Origin of the sequence: Clostridium sp. LS, assembly GCF_002760435.1 — a bacterium.
GTDB lineage: Bacteria > Bacillota > Clostridia > Clostridiales > Clostridiaceae > Clostridium.
The window spans coordinates 1-18583 of record NZ_AUUU01000260.1; the positions used below are offsets into that span (position 1 = coordinate 1).

An 18583-nucleotide genomic window follows, 5' to 3' on the forward strand; every position below is an offset into this window, starting at 1 on the left:
GCTACTCTCTTCCCCCTATAATTTGGTGATTACTGGTTAAGCTTTACGCGCATGGAGTTACTACCCTTAATTTAAAATTATACAGTATTTCGTATAATTACTTCATAGTTGTAAATTAGAAGTAATAGATATTCAGTTCTAAAAAAGGTATAATTGTATTAATTAGTTTCTTTACGAAAACAATTAATTATATATACTGTGAAAATTAAGGAGCGATAAGCATGAATAGCAAACAATTTAATACATATGTTGGATGTAAAGAAATTCAAATTAGAGATGAAAGCAAAGACGTTTTTTTTAACGTTCTTGTGCAATATCCAACAAACGAGTCTTCGGCCCCAATAGCATTTGGTCCATACACAATGGATGTTTGTATTAATGCCAAGTTATTAGCGGGTAGATTTCCACTTGTCATGATTTCTCATGGTAGCGGAGGTTCGCATCTTCTTTATCGAACAATTAGTACACATCTCGCAAAAAATGGCTTTATTGTAGCGATGGTAGAGCATTATGGAAACAACAGGAATAGTAATGAATTGGAAAACACCGAAGAAAATCTTATCTTGCGACCAAAGCATATCAGCCTAACAATTGATAAACTTCTTTCAGATAGTTTTTTTAGCAAACATATTATAGGTGACAAGGTAGCAGTCATAGGGCATTCAATGGGTGGATACACAGCTCTCGCACTGGCAGGTGGTGTTCCAAGAACAAGAGAGGGTAAAAAAATAGAAACTACTCCTGACCAAAGAATTAAAGCAATAGTTTTACTTGCGCCTGGAGCAGGCTGGTTCATGAATGGTTTGGATAATGTAACAATCCCTATCCTTATGTTAACAGCGGAACATGATCCAATTACTCCCGCTCGGAATAGCGAAACTGTATTAAAGAGCATTCCGGATGAATCACTGGTTACTTTCAGGCAAGTTGCAAATGCCGGTCATTTTTCTTTTCTTAGTCCATTTCCCGAGTCAATGAGAAATCCGAAGTTTTTACCATCAACAGATCCGGAAGGATTTGAGAGAGAAAAATTCCACGTCCAATTACCAAAAGAGATACTTGCTTATCTTAATAAAGAATTGTACTTAAATTAAATATGCTCTGTTAGAAACGGGAATAAGATAACATGAAGCAATTAATATATATAAAATATTGGCTGTCCATTTTCATGATATTCTTACATAATATGGTTTAACAATTAAAAGTAAAATGATGAGAAATATCTAAGCGGTACTTCTTATTTTAAAGAAAAGAACTTGTTATATAGGTTAGAAAGAAAAGAAGTGTTATCACTTTCAACTGATATGGCGAACAATTTTTTGAAAATGTAAAGATGAATTATAGTATTAAAAACTCTTACCTTGGAAACATAGGTAAGAGTTTTTAAATTTATTGATGATATTAACCATGATAAATTAAATTATTTAAGAGAGTATGAAAATGTAAAACTATGGTAAATGGAGGTAAAATAAATTAATTATAGTACAATTTAGCGAAATAAAAGGTATTATAATTCAATAAAATACAATAAAGTTAAACAAAGTACAATAAAGTGTTTGACTATTATCGAAAGAATTATTATAATTTGACCATAGATTAATTTTGAAAGGTTAGATTTTTTATGGAGAATCAATTTTATACAATAGATAAAATTGCAGAAATATTAGGTATGCATCACAAAACTATAAGAAAGTTTATAACAGAGGGCAAGCTTCCAGCAAGTAAAGTTGGAAAGCAGTGGAGAATTTCAGGTCATGATTTAAGTCTTTTTATGGAAAAAAATAATGTTAATATAAATGAAAAAAAAATTAGTGAAGAATCAAGTATTGATTTTGTTATCAATGGAGAAGTGGAGGAAATTGAAAAGCAAAAGGTAAATGTTTCTACTGTTGTGGATATAAGCGAAGTGGATAAAGAAGAGTATTTTAGAATATCTAATACTCTTATAGCACTAATGAATTGCAAAGATTCCAAAATGAAAAAATCAACAATTAATATGAAATATGATGAGAAAGAAAAAAGGTTAAAGGTTTTATTATGGGGAAATGTAAGCTTTGTTGAAGAGATGCTAAGTTCCATTTCTATGCTTGTGGAACAAACTAATTTATAAGGAGCGTGAATATTTTGAATTACAGAGTGGTAAATAAAAATAATAATAAATATATTGAATTTACTTCGGACTTATGGAAACTTTCTTCAGAGCAAGATGTGATAGATTGCATATCTAGCTGCATGGAAAATGATATTTATACAATTATGCTCCATTATAACGTATTATCTGAAGATTTCTTTAATCTTAAAACCGGATTGGCAGGTATGGCATTGCAAAAATTTATGAATTACCATGTAAAAACAGCTGTAATTATTGAAGATGAAGAAAAGCTAAATATGAGATTTAAAGAAATGATTATGGAAGCTAACAAAGGAAATCACTTTAGAACATTTAAGAATATTGTAGATGCTGAAATTTGGATTTCAAACTTATAATACTAAGGAGAAAAGTAAAATGAAAAAAGATACCGTGTTTAAAACTCTAGAAGGAAAAAATGATGTATTAAAACATTATGATTTATTTCTTCAAAAGTGGGCATTAGCTTATGAAAAATTATATGTAAATACAAGGTATGGAAGGACATTTATTGGATCAGTAATAGATTTAAATGGGATAATATTCATAATTAGGGTATAAAATTTAAAATATTAATATATTGACTTATAATATGAGTTATGCTAGTATTAATAAAAATAAATATTGATACGACTATGATAGAGGAAAGTAGATATATCTAAAGCTTACAGAGAGCAGGGAAGGATGAGAGCCCGCAGTAGAGGATGTTTTGAAGTTCCCTCTGGAGTTTTGAGCTGAAATGCAAGTAGGGTAGACGGAGACTTTCACCGTTAAAAGAAAGAGGATATCGGAAAATATTCCTGTATCTATTTGAGATATCAAATGTATTTAGATATTTATATAAAATATAATTTATATAAATAAAATATGATTGATAATAAAGGTGGTACCACGTGAGTTTAACCTCTCGTCCTTTTTAGGATGAGAGGTTTTTTATTTTTATAAGGAAAAATAAAAAAATTAAAAGGAGATGATTATACATGGAAGATTTAATTACCCCATTAAAAGAAAATGTAATGAAAGCTTTAGAAGACATTAAAACCTTAGAAGAACTTGAGGCGCTTCGAGTAAAGTTTTTAGGTAAGAACGGAGAAGTAACAAGTTTACTTAAATCAATAAGTAAATTTAGCATTGACGACAGAAAAATAATAGGAGCTGAAGCAAATAAGCTTAAAGGCTATATTACACAAAGGATTTCAGAACTTAAAAATGAGCTTGAAAATAATAGTTTAAAAAATAAATTTGATATAACACTTCCGCCATTAGAATTCGAAGAAGGAACTTATCATCCTATAACTATTGTTCAAAGGGAGATTGAAGAAATTTTCAAAGGTATGGGCTTTGTTATAGCTGATACAAATGAAGTTGAAACAGATTTCTATAACTTTGAAGCCTTAAATATCCCTAAATATCATCCAGCTAGAGATATGCAGGATACTTATTGGTTGGAAAATGGAATGGTATTAAGAACACAGACTTCAGCTGGCCAGCAGCATTTAATGGAACAATTTTCAGTGCCAATAAAGGCTATTATTCCAGGAAGATGTTTCAGAAATGAAGATATTGATGCATCCCATGAAAATACATTCTTCCAACTAGAAGGGATGGTAATAGATGAGGGAATATCTGTTGCTAATTTAATTTATACAATGGAAACAATGTTAAGTAAAATATTTGAAAAGAATATTACAGTGAGGCTTAGACCAGGATATTTCCCATTCGTAGAACCCGGCTTTGAATTAGATATAAAATGCGAAATTTGTGGTGGAAAAGGGTGTCCTACTTGTAAAAACTCAGGATGGTTGGAATTATTACCTTGCGGTATGATTCACCCAAATGTATTAAAATATGGAGGCATTGATAGTGAAAAATATACTGGATTTGCTTTTGGCCTTGGGCTTACACGACTTGCAATGATGAAATATGGAATACCTGATATTAGAGTATTCAATTCTGGTAACTTAAAAATATTGAAGCAATTGAAATATGATTAATTATAGAGAGGAAGGTAAAATTAATGAAGATATCATTAGATTGGATAAATGATTATGTAAACTTACAAGATATAGATGTGGAATGGCTTACAAATAAATTCACAATTACTACTGCTGAAATAGAAGATGTATATCACACAGGAAGTGATGTGATCTTTGAAATTGATAATAAATCATTGACTAATAGACCAGATTTATGGTGTCATTATGGAATAGCAAGAGAAATTTCAGCCATCACAGGCAGGAAATTAAAGAGTATAGATTATGTAGAGGAAGAGGAACTAAAGAATATTAGTGAAAAGGCTCTAAATGTAAGCATTGAAGACAGGGAAAAATGTTTGAGATATTCTGCAATTAAAATCGGTAATATAAAAGCAAATATGTCACCAGAAATTATTGCAACTAGATTATCTAAGTGTGGCATCAGGCCAATTAATATTGTAATCGACATATCTAATTATGTAATGCTTGATATTGGTCAGCCCCTTCATACCTTCGATAAAAAAGATATTGATAGTATTAGGGTAGCTTCACTAAAAGAGCCAATAAAATTTAAGTCTTTAGATACAATTGAGAGGGTACTGCCAATAGATACGTTGATCATAAGCAGTGAGGATAAACCTTTAGCAATAGCAGGAATTATTGGAGGGGAAGAATCTGCTGTTTCAGAAAATACAGAAGGAATAGTCCTTGAATCAGCAACCTTTGAGGGAGTTGCCATAAGAAAAACTGCGCTAGCCATAGGGCTTAGAACAGATGCGAGTGCAAGGTATGAAAAATTTTTAGATACTGCAGTTACTACTGTTGCAATTGGAAGATTCCTAAGATTATTACAAAAGTATCAGCCGGAAATAAAATTAGAATCATCATTGTATGATAATATTATTAATGCTGTAAAGGATGTAAATATCAGCATTGAGCATAAGTATATAGAGACTTATTTAGGAACAGGTATTAATAAAGAAACGGTGATAAAAATATTAGAGAGTTTGGAATTCGAGGTTGCTCAGAAGGATAAAATGTACAATATAAAAGTTCCAACATTTAGAGCAACTAAAGATATTACATGCAAAGCGGATATAATAGAGGAGATTCTTAGGGTATATGGATATGACAATATAAAAGGAAGTCCTTATAAAGCAGATGCAGCATGTATTAAAAAAAATATTGCGAAGGATATAGAATATTCCATAAAGGATACATTGGTAAAGAAATTTAATTTCAATGAAGTTCAATCATATTCCTGGTACGATAATAATTGGATTAATAAGCTTGGAAATGAATATAAAGAGTGTCTAAAAATAGTGAATTCAAGTGTGAAACAATTTGAAAAGCTTAGAAGTGATATAGTACCTAATTTATTAAAGATAATTTATAATAATAGAAAAAATTATGAAGAGATTAGTATCTTTGAAATAGGAAGGGTATTCTTAGTGAAAGATGGAGAGCTGACACAGCCTAAACATTTAACAGCATCAATATATAGCAGGAAAGATGAAGAAGAAGTTTATAGATATGTTAAAGGTATTTGTAGTTATTTACTAAGAAGCATAAAAAATATTGAAGCAAGATACATCCAAGTAAAGGATACTAATAAGGAGCATTGTTTAAGCATTAACTACAATAATAAGAAATTGGGGTATATATATTCAATACCTGAAGCAACTGTGGGATTAATTAGCAGAAAACATGTTGTAAATATATTAGATATTGATTTAGAAGTAGTAAGTGACCTTGAAAGGAATGAAATTAAATATCAACCTATTTATAAATATCCTGAGACGTATCTTGATTTCAGTATTTTGACTCCAATGGATATGCCTTACTGTGATATAGGGAAATTGGTAAGTAAATTCATTAATGAATTAGTAATTGAGACTAAATATATAGAAACTTATATAGGTGAAAACATTCCAAAGGACATGAAGAGTACGACTATTAGAATTGTAATTGGTGATATTAATAGAACTTTACAGATTGAAGAAATAAATAAGGTAAAGGAACTTTTTATAAAGCATTTAAATATAAATGGACTAAATTTAAGAAATATTAATTAAAAAGTGCTATGAATTATAATGGCTGATTGAAAGGAATTGTAATAATGTATTATGATATATATTGTGGTATTATGTAAAAGGATTTGAAAGGAGAAAAAATGAATTATTTAGCTCATATATATCTTTCGGGTAATAGTGAAGAAAATATGTTGGGAAATTTTCTGGGGGATTTTGTTAGTAAGTCACAAGAAGATGAATTTGAATACTCCATAAAGCAGGGAATTTTTATGCATAAAAAACTCGATACTTTTACGGATTCTCATCCAGATTTTTTAAGGAGTAGAAAAAGGGTTTCCAGTACTAATAGACGTCTTGCAGGAGTACTAATTGATATGTTTTATGATCATTTTTTAGCTAAGAACTGGCATGATTATTCTTTAGTATCATTAGAAGAATACGCAGATAATTTTTATAAGACCCTTAAAAAGTTTTCTTACTGTCTTCCAGATAAATTAAAAAGAAGAATGCCGTTTATGATAGAAGAAAACTGGCTTCTTTCTTATAGAGATATAAGTGGTATTCAAAGATCAGTAGAGCGAATTTCTAAAAGATTTTCAAATACAAGGCACCCGCTAATAAATCCTATAGATGAATTAATTAGTAATTATGATAGTCTTGAAAATGACTTTAAAAGTTTTTATCCTCACGCAATTGAATATGCAAATGAACTTAAAGTAAAGCTTTAACTGTGTATCTGCCTTTAATATAAAACTTACGACAATTTAATATTGCCGTGAGTTATTTTGATTTGAGAATCTGCAGTTAGACAGCTATCTGTACAGCATATTTTTAACAGAATGTTAAAGATAAATTTAGTTAAGATTAAAAATCATATGTAATAATTAGAAATAAAGAAAATATTTATTTAAAACAGATTGTATTTACATAATATGCTATAATTGAAAGCAATGAAAATGTTTTAAGGTAAAAATGATTTTAGTAATAGGATGTGAGAATGTAAAGAAACCAAAGATGTATTAAATACGTAAATAAAATTTGAATATTATAAGAGGATTAGGAGGATTTGTAGATGGTGTCTATCAGTATAACTGTAATTGTAATAGCAGTAATTTTAGTAGCACTTATTTTTGCACTTTCGAATGGGCTGCATGATGCAAGTTCTGTTGTTGCAACTTGTATTGTTAGTGGTGCAGCAACTCCAAAGCAGGCAATAGCAATTGCGTCAATTTTTGGAATGATTGGTTCTATATTCGGTGGCAGTGCAGTAATGGATACTATAACTAAGGTTATAGACTTACCAGTGAATATTTCATTACTTACAATACTTTTTGCAGCAATTACAGGAGCTGTTATATGGAATTTGGTTACTTGGCGATTAGGATTGCCTTCAAGCTCAACACACGCTTTGATAGGGGGGATTATTGGCTCAGTGTGGGTTTCTTCTGGTTACAAGCATATACTATGGGGCTGGAATGAACTAGTTGGTAAGCATCATCAACTAATTGGAATTGCAAAAGTAGTAGCAGGTTTAATAATTTCACCCATGCTTGGATTTATAGTTGCATATATTCTTCAAAAAGTTATGATATTGCTTTTAAGAAATGCGAAATATACATTAAATAATACTCTAAATAAACTGCAATTAGGAATAGCAGCAGCCCTAGCCTATAGTCATGGTGCAAATGACACTCAAAAAATAATTGGAATAATAACCTTAGCACTTATTGCAGGGAATAGTGTAGCTTCAACACCTCTTTGGGTAAGAGTAGCTGGGGGACTTGTAATGTTTATTGGAACAATGTTTGGAGGGTGGACAATAATGAGAACCATAGGCAGAGGAATATATAAAATAAGAGGTATACATAGTTTAAATTCTCAATTGGCTTCTGCAGGGTCATTATTACTAGCAACTTTTAGTGGAGCACCTGTGTCAACTACCCATGTGGTAGTTGGAAGTGTTATGGGAGTTGGCGCGGCTGATGAATATAGAATGGTTCATTGGGGTGTAGCTAAGGAGATTATTTTAGCGTGGTTTATAACAATACCGCTATCTGCAGTAGTTTCTGCATTAATATATATATTATGTAATTATATTTTTAAAGTAATATAAGGTGAGGTGAAAAAACATGGATAAAAGAAATGTTCTTGATAGGTTATTTCCAGTTAAATATGATTTTTACGGAATGTTAAATAAACAGGCAGAACTCAATATGCTAGGTATTAATATGTTATACAAATGGTTAAGCAGCAGGTCAAAGAATGAAAAGGAAGAACTTTTTAGATATGTGAAGGAAGCTGATGAAGTTAGACTGGATATGGAAAGTAAATTAATAGAGGCGTTTATAACACCATTTGATAGGGAAGATATTTATTCTATTTCTGTTGAAATGGATAAAGTAATTGAGTTTGCTAAATCAACGTTAGAATCAATGGAAGCTTATGAAGTTGATGCAAATAATGTGATTGTAAATATGGTGAAAAAGATTAAGGAAGGTACAGATTATCTATTTGAGTCATTAACAATTCTAGAAAGCAATCCAATAAAATCTCAACAAAACATTATTAAAATGAGAGAAACACATGTTGAAGTGGAACACCTTTACCGAGATGGAATGACTGAAGTGTTTAAGGGTAATGACCCAATGCATGCTCTAAAACAAAGAGAAGTATACCATCATATAAAAGATGCTTCCACCTACTTAGAGTACACAGTTGATATACTTCATAGGATAATTGTTAGAAGGGTATAGCTTGAAAAATCTTGATGTGATTTTGTATTATATGGTTTTGGGGTGAATTTATGAAAGAAAACTTTAATATTAATAATCCTATGGCACCCCCATGGCTTATGTTTCCAGATATGAGAAGGCATAGTGCTGGATGGAAAATGGGCAGGGGAGAGAGGTATATTTGTGAGTTTATTAACTGGTACGGCAATTTGACTGCAGAGGAAAAGGATGCGTTTCAAGGTATGTTTCCAGAGCCAAAGGGATGGCTTGGTTTTTACGATAGAGATGATTCCGAGGATATATATGATAGCAATATTCTTCTTTGGAATAGAGATGGTGAAATTGACTATAACATAGATTGTTTAAAAGGCGATTATAAGGATGGCAAAAATTTAGAATACCTGTTTTTTTCTGGTCATCAGCCTAGCAAGGATGGAAATATTACTGAAAGCTGCTTAAGTCAATGGTGGAAATCTAATTTTAGAATTGATTCGAATGATTATTCCTGTATGGAACAATACATGATGGCAGAAAAAGCTAGACTTTTCAATGATAATGAAGCCTTGGAAAAGATAATGAAAACTTCTAATCAATTGATAATGCAGGAAGTAGGAAGAGACGTTAAAAATTTTAATGAGAAGTTATGGATTAAAAGAAGGTATGCTATCATCCTTAATGGTAATTATGCAAAGTTTGGTCAAAATCATGAATTAAGACAATTTCTAACAGATACAAGAGATAAAGTTTTAGTTAATGCTAGTGCTTATGATAATATTTGGGGAATAGGAACGTACGATTTTGAAAATAGGGAAAACCCATGTGCTTGGGAAGGAGCAAATTTATTAGGTTTTGCATTAATGGAAGTTAGGGAAGAAATTTTAAGGATTTATAATAATTATGATAAGCTTGATTTTGCTATGATTAATAAATTGTTTGGATGACAGTTTTATTATGATTATTATGCGTGCACCATATAATATAGTCAATTGATATCGCTATTTGATTTGATACTTAAAAATAGTAGTTACCCAATTATATGAATTGGGTAACTACTATTTTTGATTTCATTTTATAAGAATGATAACTTTTTCGGTTATTTATTTGCTTTCAAAGTTTTCGCTTATTAACTGCATAAACAATGACATTGCAGGACTAATCCACTTGTTTTTGTGATAAGAGTATATAGCTGTAATTTTAGTATCGGAGCAGTTTGCATGAATTTCTTTCAATTTTTTATTTTTAAGCTCATTTTCAACTACAAAACGAGGCAAGAAAGATATTCCTAAATTACTTGAAACACAATTTTTAATTGCTTCAATACTCCATAGCTCTATGGTGTTATTTAAGGCTATATTGTTACTGCGAAGATAATTTTCAAATATTCTTCTATAAATACAATTAGGTTCATTAATAATAAGGCTTGTATTTATTATTTGATTTGGCGTGCTAAAGTCAACTTTTTCATGTTCAAATAAAGGTGAACATACTAGGACTAGAGGAAATTCAGTTAATTGAACAGAAGTCAGATTTTCTTTATGAGTTCCCACATCATAAAGTAAACCAATGTCTACCTCACCCTTAAGCAACATTTCATTAATCACATAGCAATTTAATGAAACTATAGAAATGCTTACATCAGGAGCTTTTTGTCTAAATAAACTAAGCACATCCTGTAATTTATAGGACATTAATGAGTCAGCTATTGCAATTTTTAATTCCCCTTTAGGTATATTTTCATCTTTCCCTATGCTTTCAATTTTTTTTACCGTTTCAAGCAATTCATCCGTATATGTTATTAGGTCTTTTCCCAATGGAGTTAATACCATATTGCGGCCTATTTTTTCGAATAATTTTATTGAAAGTTCCTGTTCTAGCTGTTGAATTTGTGATGTAACAGTAGATTGAGTGTATCCAATCTTTAATGCTGCATTTGAAAAACTGCCTTCTTCAACAATACATTTAAATGTTTTAAAGTGCCTTATATCCATATATATCACTCCAATCTGTATAATCTACATAATATATTGAAAAAAATGAATTGTCAATTTGAAAATATCAATTTTACAAATATATAGTGGTCTGATAGTATAAATTAACGAAAGGAGATATTCGAAGATTAAATCTAGGACAAGTATTATGGAAAATATTATTAGAAGGAGAATTATATCATGAATTTAGCAGCATTTTTGACTTTTACTCTTTTAACAGCATTTACACCAGGGCCAAATAATATATTGGCCATGTCTAATACAAGTAAGTTTGGATTGAAAAAGAGTATTAAATTAATTCAAGGAATTTTCGCTGGTTTTTTATCAGTAATGGTATTATGCAGCTTTTTTAGTGTGATTCTTGTAAACATCATTCCAACGATTAAACCTGCTATGACTTATATTGGAGTAGGATATATTTTGTGGCTAGCGTGGCATGTTGTTAAAAGCAAATCACAATCCAATGAGGAGAATATAGAAAATACAGACAGCTTTAGCACAGGATTTATTCTGCAATTTGTAAATGTAAAAATTATATTATATGGCATAACAGCCTTTTCTACTTTTATAATACCTTTCTATAGTTCTTTTTTCTCAATTGGAGCTTTTACGTTATTAATCACAGTTTTTGGATGTTCTGGAGTTTTCGCTTGGGCAATCTTTGGTGCAGTATTTCAGGGATTTTTTGAAAAATATAGAATTGCAGCTAACATAATAATGGCACTGCTATTAGTCTATTCTGCAATTACTTTAATAATATAAGGAGTTAAAATATAATTTTATTTAAAGCCAAATTAAATTAATAATAGTATTAAAAACAGCATAATTATAAGTGTTGATATACAATATAGCTGAATATTAAATATTGATTAAGCTAGACGAGGAGGATGGACATAAAATAATTTAACAGAATGAAAAACGTTGCTTTTGAAAGCTAATAAGAGAAAAAGGGGTTATGAGTTCAAAAGATAGGAAAATACAAGTTTTTATTGGCTATAATGGTTATAAATGGATAATGAAGCACTTGAAAAGTATACTTATGAGGTATACAATTAAAGTATACGGTTCAGGTATACATTTAAGGAATGTGTTGAGAAAATGGTTGAGTAAGTAAGAATATTAACTGTATAATTTTCAATAATGAAAAGGAATACAAAGATTGATTAAGTTTGAGGTATTTTTACTTATGGTATCGAGTAATGTGGTTTTGCAGATTTCATAGAATGACGTTAGTGAGACCGTATAATTTATGGGAGGTGTATTTATGTTTTTTAAGACTACAGAACAACATGAAAACTTAAGGGAAAAAATCAGAGTGTTTGCTGAAGAGGAAGTTAAGCCTATTGCATTTATGTTGGACCAGGAAAATAAATTTCCTTCAGAAGTAGTTCAAAAGCTGGCTGATATGGGAGTAATGGGAATTCCATATCCTAAAGAATATGGAGGGGAAGGTTTAGATGTAATCAGCTATGCAATTGCTGTAGAGGAATTATCAAGAGTTGATGGGGGAACTGGAGTAATTTTATCTGCTCACACATCACTTGGAACATATCCAATTGCTGCATTTGGAACTGAGGCGCAAAAACAAAAATACTTAGTGCCACTTGCAAAAGGAGAAAAACTTGGTGCATTTGGACTAACAGAAGAAAATGCAGGTAGCGATGCAGGAGGAACAGAAACAACTGCTGTATTAGATGGGAATTATTATATTTTAAATGGAGAAAAGATATTCATCACTAATGGTGGTGAGGCAGACATTTATATTGTTTTTGCAGTGACTACACCAGACATTGGTACACGTGGCATTAGTGCATTTATCGTTGAGAAAGGCTGGGAAGGTTTCAGTTTTGGTAAACATTATGACAAAATGGGAATTCGTTCTTCAGCTACTGCAGAGTTAATTTTTAATGATGTAAAAGTGCCAAAGGAAAATTTATTAGGTAAGGAAGGCGATGGCTTCAAGATTGCTATGTCTACTTTAGATGGTGGACGTATAGGTATTGCTGCCCAAGCTTTAGGAATAGCTCAAGGCGCATATGAGAATGCCTTAGAGTATTCAAAAGAAAGAGTTCAATTTGGTAAACCTATTTGTCAGCAGCAAATAATCGCTTTTAAACTAGCAGATATGGCTACAAAACTTAGGGCTGCTAGATTCCTTGTTTATAGCGCAGCAGAGCTTAAGGAAAATCATGAACATTACAGTATGGAAGCTGCTATGGCTAAACAATATGCTTCAGATGTTTGTCTTGAGATTGTCAATGATGCTCTTCAAATCTTTGGTGGAAGTGGGTACCTTAAAGGAATGGAAGTTGAACGTGCCTACAGAGATGCTAAAATTTGCACTATATACGAAGGAACTAATGAAATTCAAAGAGTTGTTATTGCAGCTAATATTATAGGTAAAATGCCAAAGACAGAGCAGGCAGCAAAAACTTCAAGGGAACCTGCTACAGGTTATCGTAAAAAAGTAATTTTTAAGGATGGAACTCTAGAAGAAAGAGTAAATACTCTTGTAGAGGCTCTTAAGAAAGACGGATATGATTTTACTGTTGGAATTCCTATAGATACTCCAATAAGTAAAGCAGAAAGAGTAGTCAGCGTAGGTCAAGGTATAGGAGAGAAGGAAAATATGTACCTTATAAAAGATTTAGCAGTTCAAGCTGGTGCAGCAATAGGTTCTTCACGTCCTGTAGCTGAAACATTAAAATATGTGCCAATAGATCGATATGTAGGTATGTCAGGTCAAAAGTTTAAAGGAAATCTTTATATTGCCTGCGGTATTTCGGGAGCAGGTCAACATTTAAAAGGTATAAAAGATGCATCTACAATAGTTGCTATAAATATTAATCCAAATGCAAAAATCTTTAAGAATGCTGATTATGGAATAGTTGGTGACTTGAAGGAAGTATTACCACTACTAACTGCAGCTTTAGATAACGGTGAGGCAAAGAAAGAGGCGCCACCTATGAAAAAGATCAAGAGGGCTGTAGTAAAAAAAGTTGCTCCAACTTGGAAGCATTATGTATGTAATGGATGTGGCTATGAATATGATCCAGGAGAAGGAGATTTAGAAGGAGAAGTAACTCCAGGTACACTTTTTGAAAACATACCAGATGAGTGGACTTGCCCGGCTTGTGGTGAAGAAAAGGATATGTTTATAGAAATCTAAGACATACAATCAAGTGAAATTTAGTTGAACTTACGCCCTCAAGGGGCACCTTGTCCAGGAGCGTGCAGCCGTTAGGTCGCACTTGAAGAAGTGGGAGTGTTACGGATGCTAGCTATCGGATAAAAAATTTTTGGGTATAAAGGAGGATTATCCATGTATTGCGTTAGAGAAATAACTGAAGATCTTTATTGGGTTGGAGGCAATGATCGTCGTCTTGCTCTTTTTGAAAATGTTCATCCTATTCCAAGGGGTGTTTCATATAACTCATATTTACTTTTAGATGAGAAAACAGTATTATTTGATACTGTAGATTGGTCAATCTGCCGACAATTCCTTGAAAATATTAAAGGGGTTCTAGGGGAAAGAACTTTAGACTATATGGTAATTAACCATATGGAGCCTGATCATGCAGCTTGTATTGAAGAAATTGTTATCCGTTATCCAGACGTACAGATTATATGTACTGAAAAAGCATCTTTGTTCATGCGTCAGTTTGGTTTTGATATAGATGGCATAGTAACAGAGGTTAAAGAAGGAGATACAATGTCCTTTGGAAAGCACAATGTAGTATTTGTTGCCGCACCAATGGTACACTGGCCAGAGGCAATGGTAACCTTTGATACTACTAATGGAGTACTTTTTTCAGCTGATGCATTTGGTTCCTTTGGAGCTTTGGATGGAAAGCTGTTTAATGATGAAGTGAATTTTGATCGCGATTGGATTGATGATGCTAGAAGATATTATACAAACATAGTAGGAAAATACGGACCTCATGTCCAAGCTTTGTTAAAGAAAGCAGGAACTATAGACATTAAGATTATCTGCCCACTTCATGGGCCTGTATGGCGTAATGATTTTGCTTATCTACTTGATAAGTATGATAAATGGAGCAGTTACGAACCTGAAGAAAAAGGAGTAGTAATTGTTTATGGATCAATGTATGGAAATACAGAGGCTGCAGCCAATGACTTAGCAACAAGGTTAGTTAAAAAGGGGATGACTAACGTGGCTATGTATGATGTTTCAAGTACTCATGTTTCATATTTAATTTCTGATTCATTCAAATACAGCCATATTGTACTTGCATCTGTAACTTATAATTTAAATATATATCCACCAATGCACGATTATATATTAGATATGAAAGCATTAAATCTTCAAAAACGTACATTTGCTCTTATAGAAAATGGTTCATGGGCTCCTCAATCAGGCAAGCTAATGCGTGAACTAATAGGACAAATGAAAGACATGACTATTCTAGATTGTGATATGTCAATTAATTCTAGCATGAAAGAAAGTGACGAGGATTCAATGGATTCTATTGTTAATAGTATACTAGAATCCATGAAATAAGTTTTTAGAAAATATAAAGATTAACTCATGATTAGATTCATGGGCTAATCTTTATTTTAATTTATGCTTAAAAAAGCTAAAAGAAATCTCTTTCGTTTTGATATGAAAAATTAAACAAACACATAGCTTTAACTTGTATTGAAACATGTACGGTGTTATTGTTTTGGATTTTGTTAAATGGATAACGATTTACCTGCGATATTTAAAGGTGAAATATTTTTGGAATTCTTTATGCTCTTTTTATTAACCTCTTATTGATAATGTTTAAAAATTCTTATGTATAGAGTCCTCTATCAATTGACTGTTTAGGTCAATTTTTATGCGCAAGTTTCAATAATTTCGACTTTTCAATAAGTTTAACTTCCACTTTTTTTTAGAATAAGAAATTTTTTTGACAAAATATCTTGAATTATTCAAAGAAAAGACGTATTATAATATTGTTAAATAATAGACAAAGGTTTTCTCTTTATGTTGTGAAAGATTTAAGATGAACGATATAAATGGTAAACTTGTTGTGATTGGTTTGCGGCCGCTTTAACCTTAAAAAAAATCCAAAATATTTCAAGATTGCTTGTTAAATAAGGCGTATATTATATACTCATCTTACTGCAAGTAGAATATTATTGGTGGAGACCACTATATTTATAATTCAATATATCCAAACTTGTACGTACATATAAAATACTTATTATTTTGTTACTTAAACTTATTTATAAGTTCATTTAGTAAAAATTAATTTTATTTGCTATGCAAAAATACATAGAAAAGGGGATTCTATAAAATGACAAATATTGATTATTCTTCTGAAAGTTATTTAAAGAAAGTAGACGCATATTGGAGAGCTGTTAATTTTATATCAGTTGGACAATTGTATCTTAAGGGAAATCCTTTATTAAGAGAACCATTAAAGCCAGAACATGTAAAAAATGCAGTATTTGGTCACTGGGGAACAATTGCTGGACAAACTTTTATTTATTCTCATTTAAACCGTGTAATTAACAAATACGATTTAAATATGTTATATATTTCTGGTCCAGGTCATGGTGGACAAGTTATGGTTTCTAACTCTTACTTAGATGGTAGCTATAGCGACATATACCCTGAAATTACTCAAGATATACCAGGATTATCAAAGCTATATAAAGAATTCTCATCATCAGGCGGAGTAGGTTCACATGCAACTCCTGAAGCTCCTGGTTCAATACATGAAGGTGGAGAATTAGGTTATTCTGTAATGCATGGTTTTGGTGCTATCTTAGATAACCCTGATTTAATTGCTGCAGTTGTAGTTGGAGATGGTGAAGCAGAAACAGGACCATTAGCAGGTTCTTGGCAATTAAATAAATTTATAAATCCAATTACAGATGGTGTTGTATTGCCAATACTTTACTTAAATGGATTCAAGATTAGTAACCCAACTATTATGGCTCGTATGACTGATGAAGAATTACAAAAGTATTTTGAAGGCTTAGGATGGGATCCAATCTTTGTTTCAGGAGATGAACCTGAAGTAATGCATAGATTAATGGCAGAAAAAATGGATGAAGCTATAGAAAAAATTCTAGCTATTAAAAAGAATGCAACTCTAAACAACGATATGTCTAGACCTAAATGGCCAGTTATTCTTAACAGAACACCTAAAGGATGGACAGGTCCAAAAGAATTAAATGGAGCTCCAATTGAAGGTTCATTCCGTGCACACCAAGTTCCAATTCCTTTTGATAGTAAGCATATGGAATATGCAGACGACTTCGCAAAATGGATGAATAGTTACCGTCCAGAAGAATTATTTACTGAAGATGGTAAGTTAGTTGATGAAATCGCTGAAATCATTCCTAAAGGCGATAAACGTATGTCATGCAACCCTTCAACAAATGGTGGCAAAATCTTAAGAGATTTACGTTTACCAGATTATCGTGAATATGCTCTTGGTAATCAAGAAAAAGGTAAAGAAGTTGCACAAGATATGCTTGTTTTAGGTAAGTATGTTCGTGACGTTATGAAATTAAATAAAAAAGAACGTAATTTCCGTGCATTCAGTCCAGATGAAGCTGCATCAAACCGTTTATATGCAATGTTTGAAGAAACAAGCCGTCAATGGGTTGGGGAAATCAATGAACCTTATGATGAATTCTTATCAGCAGACGGACGTGTATTTGACTCAATGTTAAGTGAACATGCTGCTGAAGGTGCTTTAGAAGCTTATCTTTTAACTGGTCGTCATGGATTTATACATAGCTATGAAGCATTCTTACGTGTAGTAGATTCAATGGTTACACAACACTTTAAATGGCTTAACCAATGTGAAGAAATTGCATGGAGAGAAGAAATTTCATCATTAAACTTAATTATGACTTCTCATATTTGGCAACAAGACCATAATGGTTATACTCATCAAGATCCAGGAATGCTTGGACATTTAGCTGATAAAAATTCTGGTTTAATCCATGAATACTTACCAGCAGATGCAAATACTTTACTTGTAACCTTTGATAAATGTTTAAGAAGCCGTAATCAAGTAAATCTTTTAACAGCTTCAAAACATCCAAGACAACAATGGTTCACTATTGATGAAGCAGAATATTTGGTTAATAATGGTTTAGGTATCGTAGAATGGGCAAGTACAGATAAAGGTTCGGAACCAGATATCATATTTGCAACAGCTGGTGATACTCCAACACTTGAAGGTTTAGCTGCTGTACAATTATTACATGATTACTTACCAGAATTAAAAATTAGATTTGTTAATATAGTTGATCTATTAAAATTACAATCTCCAGAAGTATATGAACATGGTATATCTGATGCAGAGTTTAACATGATTTTCACTACTGACAAACCAATTATCTTTGGTTTCCATGGTTATGAAAACTTAATAGATACTTTATTCTTCAAACGTGCTAACCACAATGTTTCTGTTCATGGTTACAGAGATAAAGGTGAAATCACAACTGGATTTGATATGCGTGTGTTAAATCAATTAGATCGTTTCAATCTTGTTAAAGATGCAATATACCACTTGCCGCAATTAGGTAATAAGGGCGCATATATTATCCAAGAAATGAACGAAAAATTAGATACGCATACTAAATTTGTTCATGAACATGGTGTTGAAATGCCAGAGATTGCTAACTGGCAATGGAAAGGCCTTAACTAATCCACTACATTCAATTAAAGAATGCCAGAGGCATCAATATAAATAAA

General features: G+C 31.6%; 15 protein-coding genes. 14 read left to right on the plus strand and 1 reads right to left on the minus strand.

Annotated elements, in window-relative coordinates:
* Positions 1-221: 221 nt before the first annotated feature.
* The 10 genes from COL3_RS28135 to COL3_RS28180 all read left to right on the plus strand — a co-directional run bounded on the left by COL3_RS28135 (position 222) and on the right by COL3_RS28180 (position 9810).
* Positions 222-1094, plus strand: coding sequence for an alpha/beta fold hydrolase (locus tag COL3_RS28135; protein WP_008418710.1), 873 nt, complete (start codon positions 222-224; stop codon positions 1092-1094).
* Between the two features lie 527 nt (positions 1095-1621).
* Complete coding sequence (locus COL3_RS28140) at positions 1622-2110, plus strand: helix-turn-helix domain-containing protein (protein ID WP_008418708.1); 489 nt, start codon at positions 1622-1624, stop codon at positions 2108-2110.
* 14 nt (positions 2111-2124) lie between these two features.
* Positions 2125-2487 carry a DUF4180 domain-containing protein gene (locus tag COL3_RS28145; protein WP_008418706.1) on the plus strand — a complete coding sequence of 121 codons (363 nt, stop codon included), beginning with the start codon at positions 2125-2127 and terminating at the stop codon, positions 2485-2487.
* 19 nt (positions 2488-2506) lie between these two features.
* The gene (locus tag COL3_RS28150) at positions 2507-2689 is read left to right on the plus strand and encodes a hypothetical protein (RefSeq protein ID WP_008418704.1); all 183 of its coding nucleotides are present in this window, start codon (positions 2507-2509) and stop codon (positions 2687-2689) included.
* A gap of 419 nt (positions 2690-3108) precedes the next feature.
* Positions 3109-4122, plus strand: coding sequence for a phenylalanine--tRNA ligase subunit alpha (gene pheS, locus COL3_RS28155; RefSeq protein ID WP_008418702.1), 1014 nt, complete (start codon positions 3109-3111; stop codon positions 4120-4122).
* Between the two features lie 23 nt (positions 4123-4145).
* Positions 4146-6179 carry a phenylalanine--tRNA ligase subunit beta gene (gene pheT / locus COL3_RS28160; protein WP_008418701.1) on the plus strand — a complete coding sequence of 678 codons (2034 nt, stop codon included), beginning with the start codon at positions 4146-4148 and terminating at the stop codon, positions 6177-6179.
* A gap of 98 nt (positions 6180-6277) precedes the next feature.
* Positions 6278-6865, plus strand: a complete 588-nt coding sequence (locus COL3_RS28165; RefSeq protein WP_008418698.1) for an ACP phosphodiesterase — start codon at positions 6278-6280, stop codon at positions 6863-6865.
* A gap of 344 nt (positions 6866-7209) precedes the next feature.
* Complete coding sequence (locus COL3_RS28170; RefSeq protein ID WP_008418695.1) at positions 7210-8250, plus strand: inorganic phosphate transporter; 1041 nt, start codon at positions 7210-7212, stop codon at positions 8248-8250.
* A gap of 16 nt (positions 8251-8266) precedes the next feature.
* A complete protein-coding gene (locus COL3_RS28175; protein ID WP_008418692.1) occupies positions 8267-8890 on the plus strand; it encodes a DUF47 family protein in 624 nt (207 codons plus the stop codon).
* A 50-nt stretch (positions 8891-8940) separates the two neighbouring features.
* Entirely contained in the window at positions 8941-9810 is an 870-nt protein-coding gene (locus COL3_RS28180) for an NADAR family protein (RefSeq protein ID WP_008418690.1), read from the plus strand.
* Between the two features lie 156 nt (positions 9811-9966).
* On the opposite strand, the gene COL3_RS28185 is transcribed toward COL3_RS28180, so the two are convergent.
* On the minus strand, positions 9967-10857 hold the full coding sequence (locus tag COL3_RS28185) for a LysR family transcriptional regulator (RefSeq protein ID WP_008418689.1): 891 nt from the start codon (positions 10855-10857) through the stop codon (positions 9967-9969).
* 180 nt (positions 10858-11037) lie between these two features.
* Between COL3_RS28185 and COL3_RS28190 the strand changes: the two genes are divergently transcribed.
* From COL3_RS28190 to COL3_RS28205, 4 genes are all read left to right on the plus strand, one after another.
* A complete protein-coding gene (locus COL3_RS28190) occupies positions 11038-11619 on the plus strand; it encodes a LysE family transporter (protein WP_008418687.1) in 582 nt (193 codons plus the stop codon).
* A gap of 502 nt (positions 11620-12121) precedes the next feature.
* Entirely contained in the window at positions 12122-14026 is a 1905-nt protein-coding gene (locus COL3_RS28195; RefSeq protein ID WP_008418685.1) for an acyl-CoA dehydrogenase family protein, read from the plus strand.
* A gap of 153 nt (positions 14027-14179) precedes the next feature.
* Positions 14180-15379, plus strand: coding sequence for an FprA family A-type flavoprotein (locus COL3_RS28200; RefSeq protein WP_008418684.1), 1200 nt, complete (start codon positions 14180-14182; stop codon positions 15377-15379).
* A gap of 781 nt (positions 15380-16160) precedes the next feature.
* Positions 16161-18536, plus strand: coding sequence for a phosphoketolase family protein (locus tag COL3_RS28205; RefSeq protein WP_008418682.1), 2376 nt, complete (start codon positions 16161-16163; stop codon positions 18534-18536).
* Positions 18537-18583: the final 47 nt, after the last annotated feature.

What these genes read in the sequence shown, in the direction of transcription:
- COL3_RS28135 (WP_008418710.1), top strand. Translation starts at nt 222, where the DNA reads ATGAATAGCAAACAATTTAATACATATGTTGGATGTAAAGAAATTCAA.
- COL3_RS28140 (WP_008418708.1), top strand. Translation starts at nt 1,622, where the DNA reads ATGGAGAATCAATTTTATACAATAGATAAAATTGCAGAAATATTAGGT.
- COL3_RS28150 (WP_008418704.1), top strand. Translation starts at nt 2,507, where the DNA reads ATGAAAAAAGATACCGTGTTTAAAACTCTAGAAGGAAAAAATGATGTA.
- pheS (WP_008418702.1), top strand. Translation starts at nt 3,109, where the DNA reads ATGGAAGATTTAATTACCCCATTAAAAGAAAATGTAATGAAAGCTTTA.
- pheT (WP_008418701.1), top strand. Translation starts at nt 4,146, where the DNA reads ATGAAGATATCATTAGATTGGATAAATGATTATGTAAACTTACAAGAT.
- COL3_RS28165 (WP_008418698.1), top strand. Translation starts at nt 6,278, where the DNA reads ATGAATTATTTAGCTCATATATATCTTTCGGGTAATAGTGAAGAAAAT.
- COL3_RS28170 (WP_008418695.1), top strand. Translation starts at nt 7,210, where the DNA reads ATGGTGTCTATCAGTATAACTGTAATTGTAATAGCAGTAATTTTAGTA.
- COL3_RS28175 (WP_008418692.1), top strand. Translation starts at nt 8,267, where the DNA reads ATGGATAAAAGAAATGTTCTTGATAGGTTATTTCCAGTTAAATATGAT.
- COL3_RS28180 (WP_008418690.1), top strand. Translation starts at nt 8,941, where the DNA reads ATGAAAGAAAACTTTAATATTAATAATCCTATGGCACCCCCATGGCTT.
- COL3_RS28185 (WP_008418689.1), bottom strand. Translation starts at nt 10,857, where the DNA reads ATGGATATAAGGCACTTTAAAACATTTAAATGTATTGTTGAAGAAGGC.
- COL3_RS28190 (WP_008418687.1), top strand. Translation starts at nt 11,038, where the DNA reads ATGAATTTAGCAGCATTTTTGACTTTTACTCTTTTAACAGCATTTACA.
- COL3_RS28195 (WP_008418685.1), top strand. Translation starts at nt 12,122, where the DNA reads ATGTTTTTTAAGACTACAGAACAACATGAAAACTTAAGGGAAAAAATC.
- COL3_RS28200 (WP_008418684.1), top strand. Translation starts at nt 14,180, where the DNA reads ATGTATTGCGTTAGAGAAATAACTGAAGATCTTTATTGGGTTGGAGGC.
- COL3_RS28205 (WP_008418682.1), top strand. Translation starts at nt 16,161, where the DNA reads ATGACAAATATTGATTATTCTTCTGAAAGTTATTTAAAGAAAGTAGAC.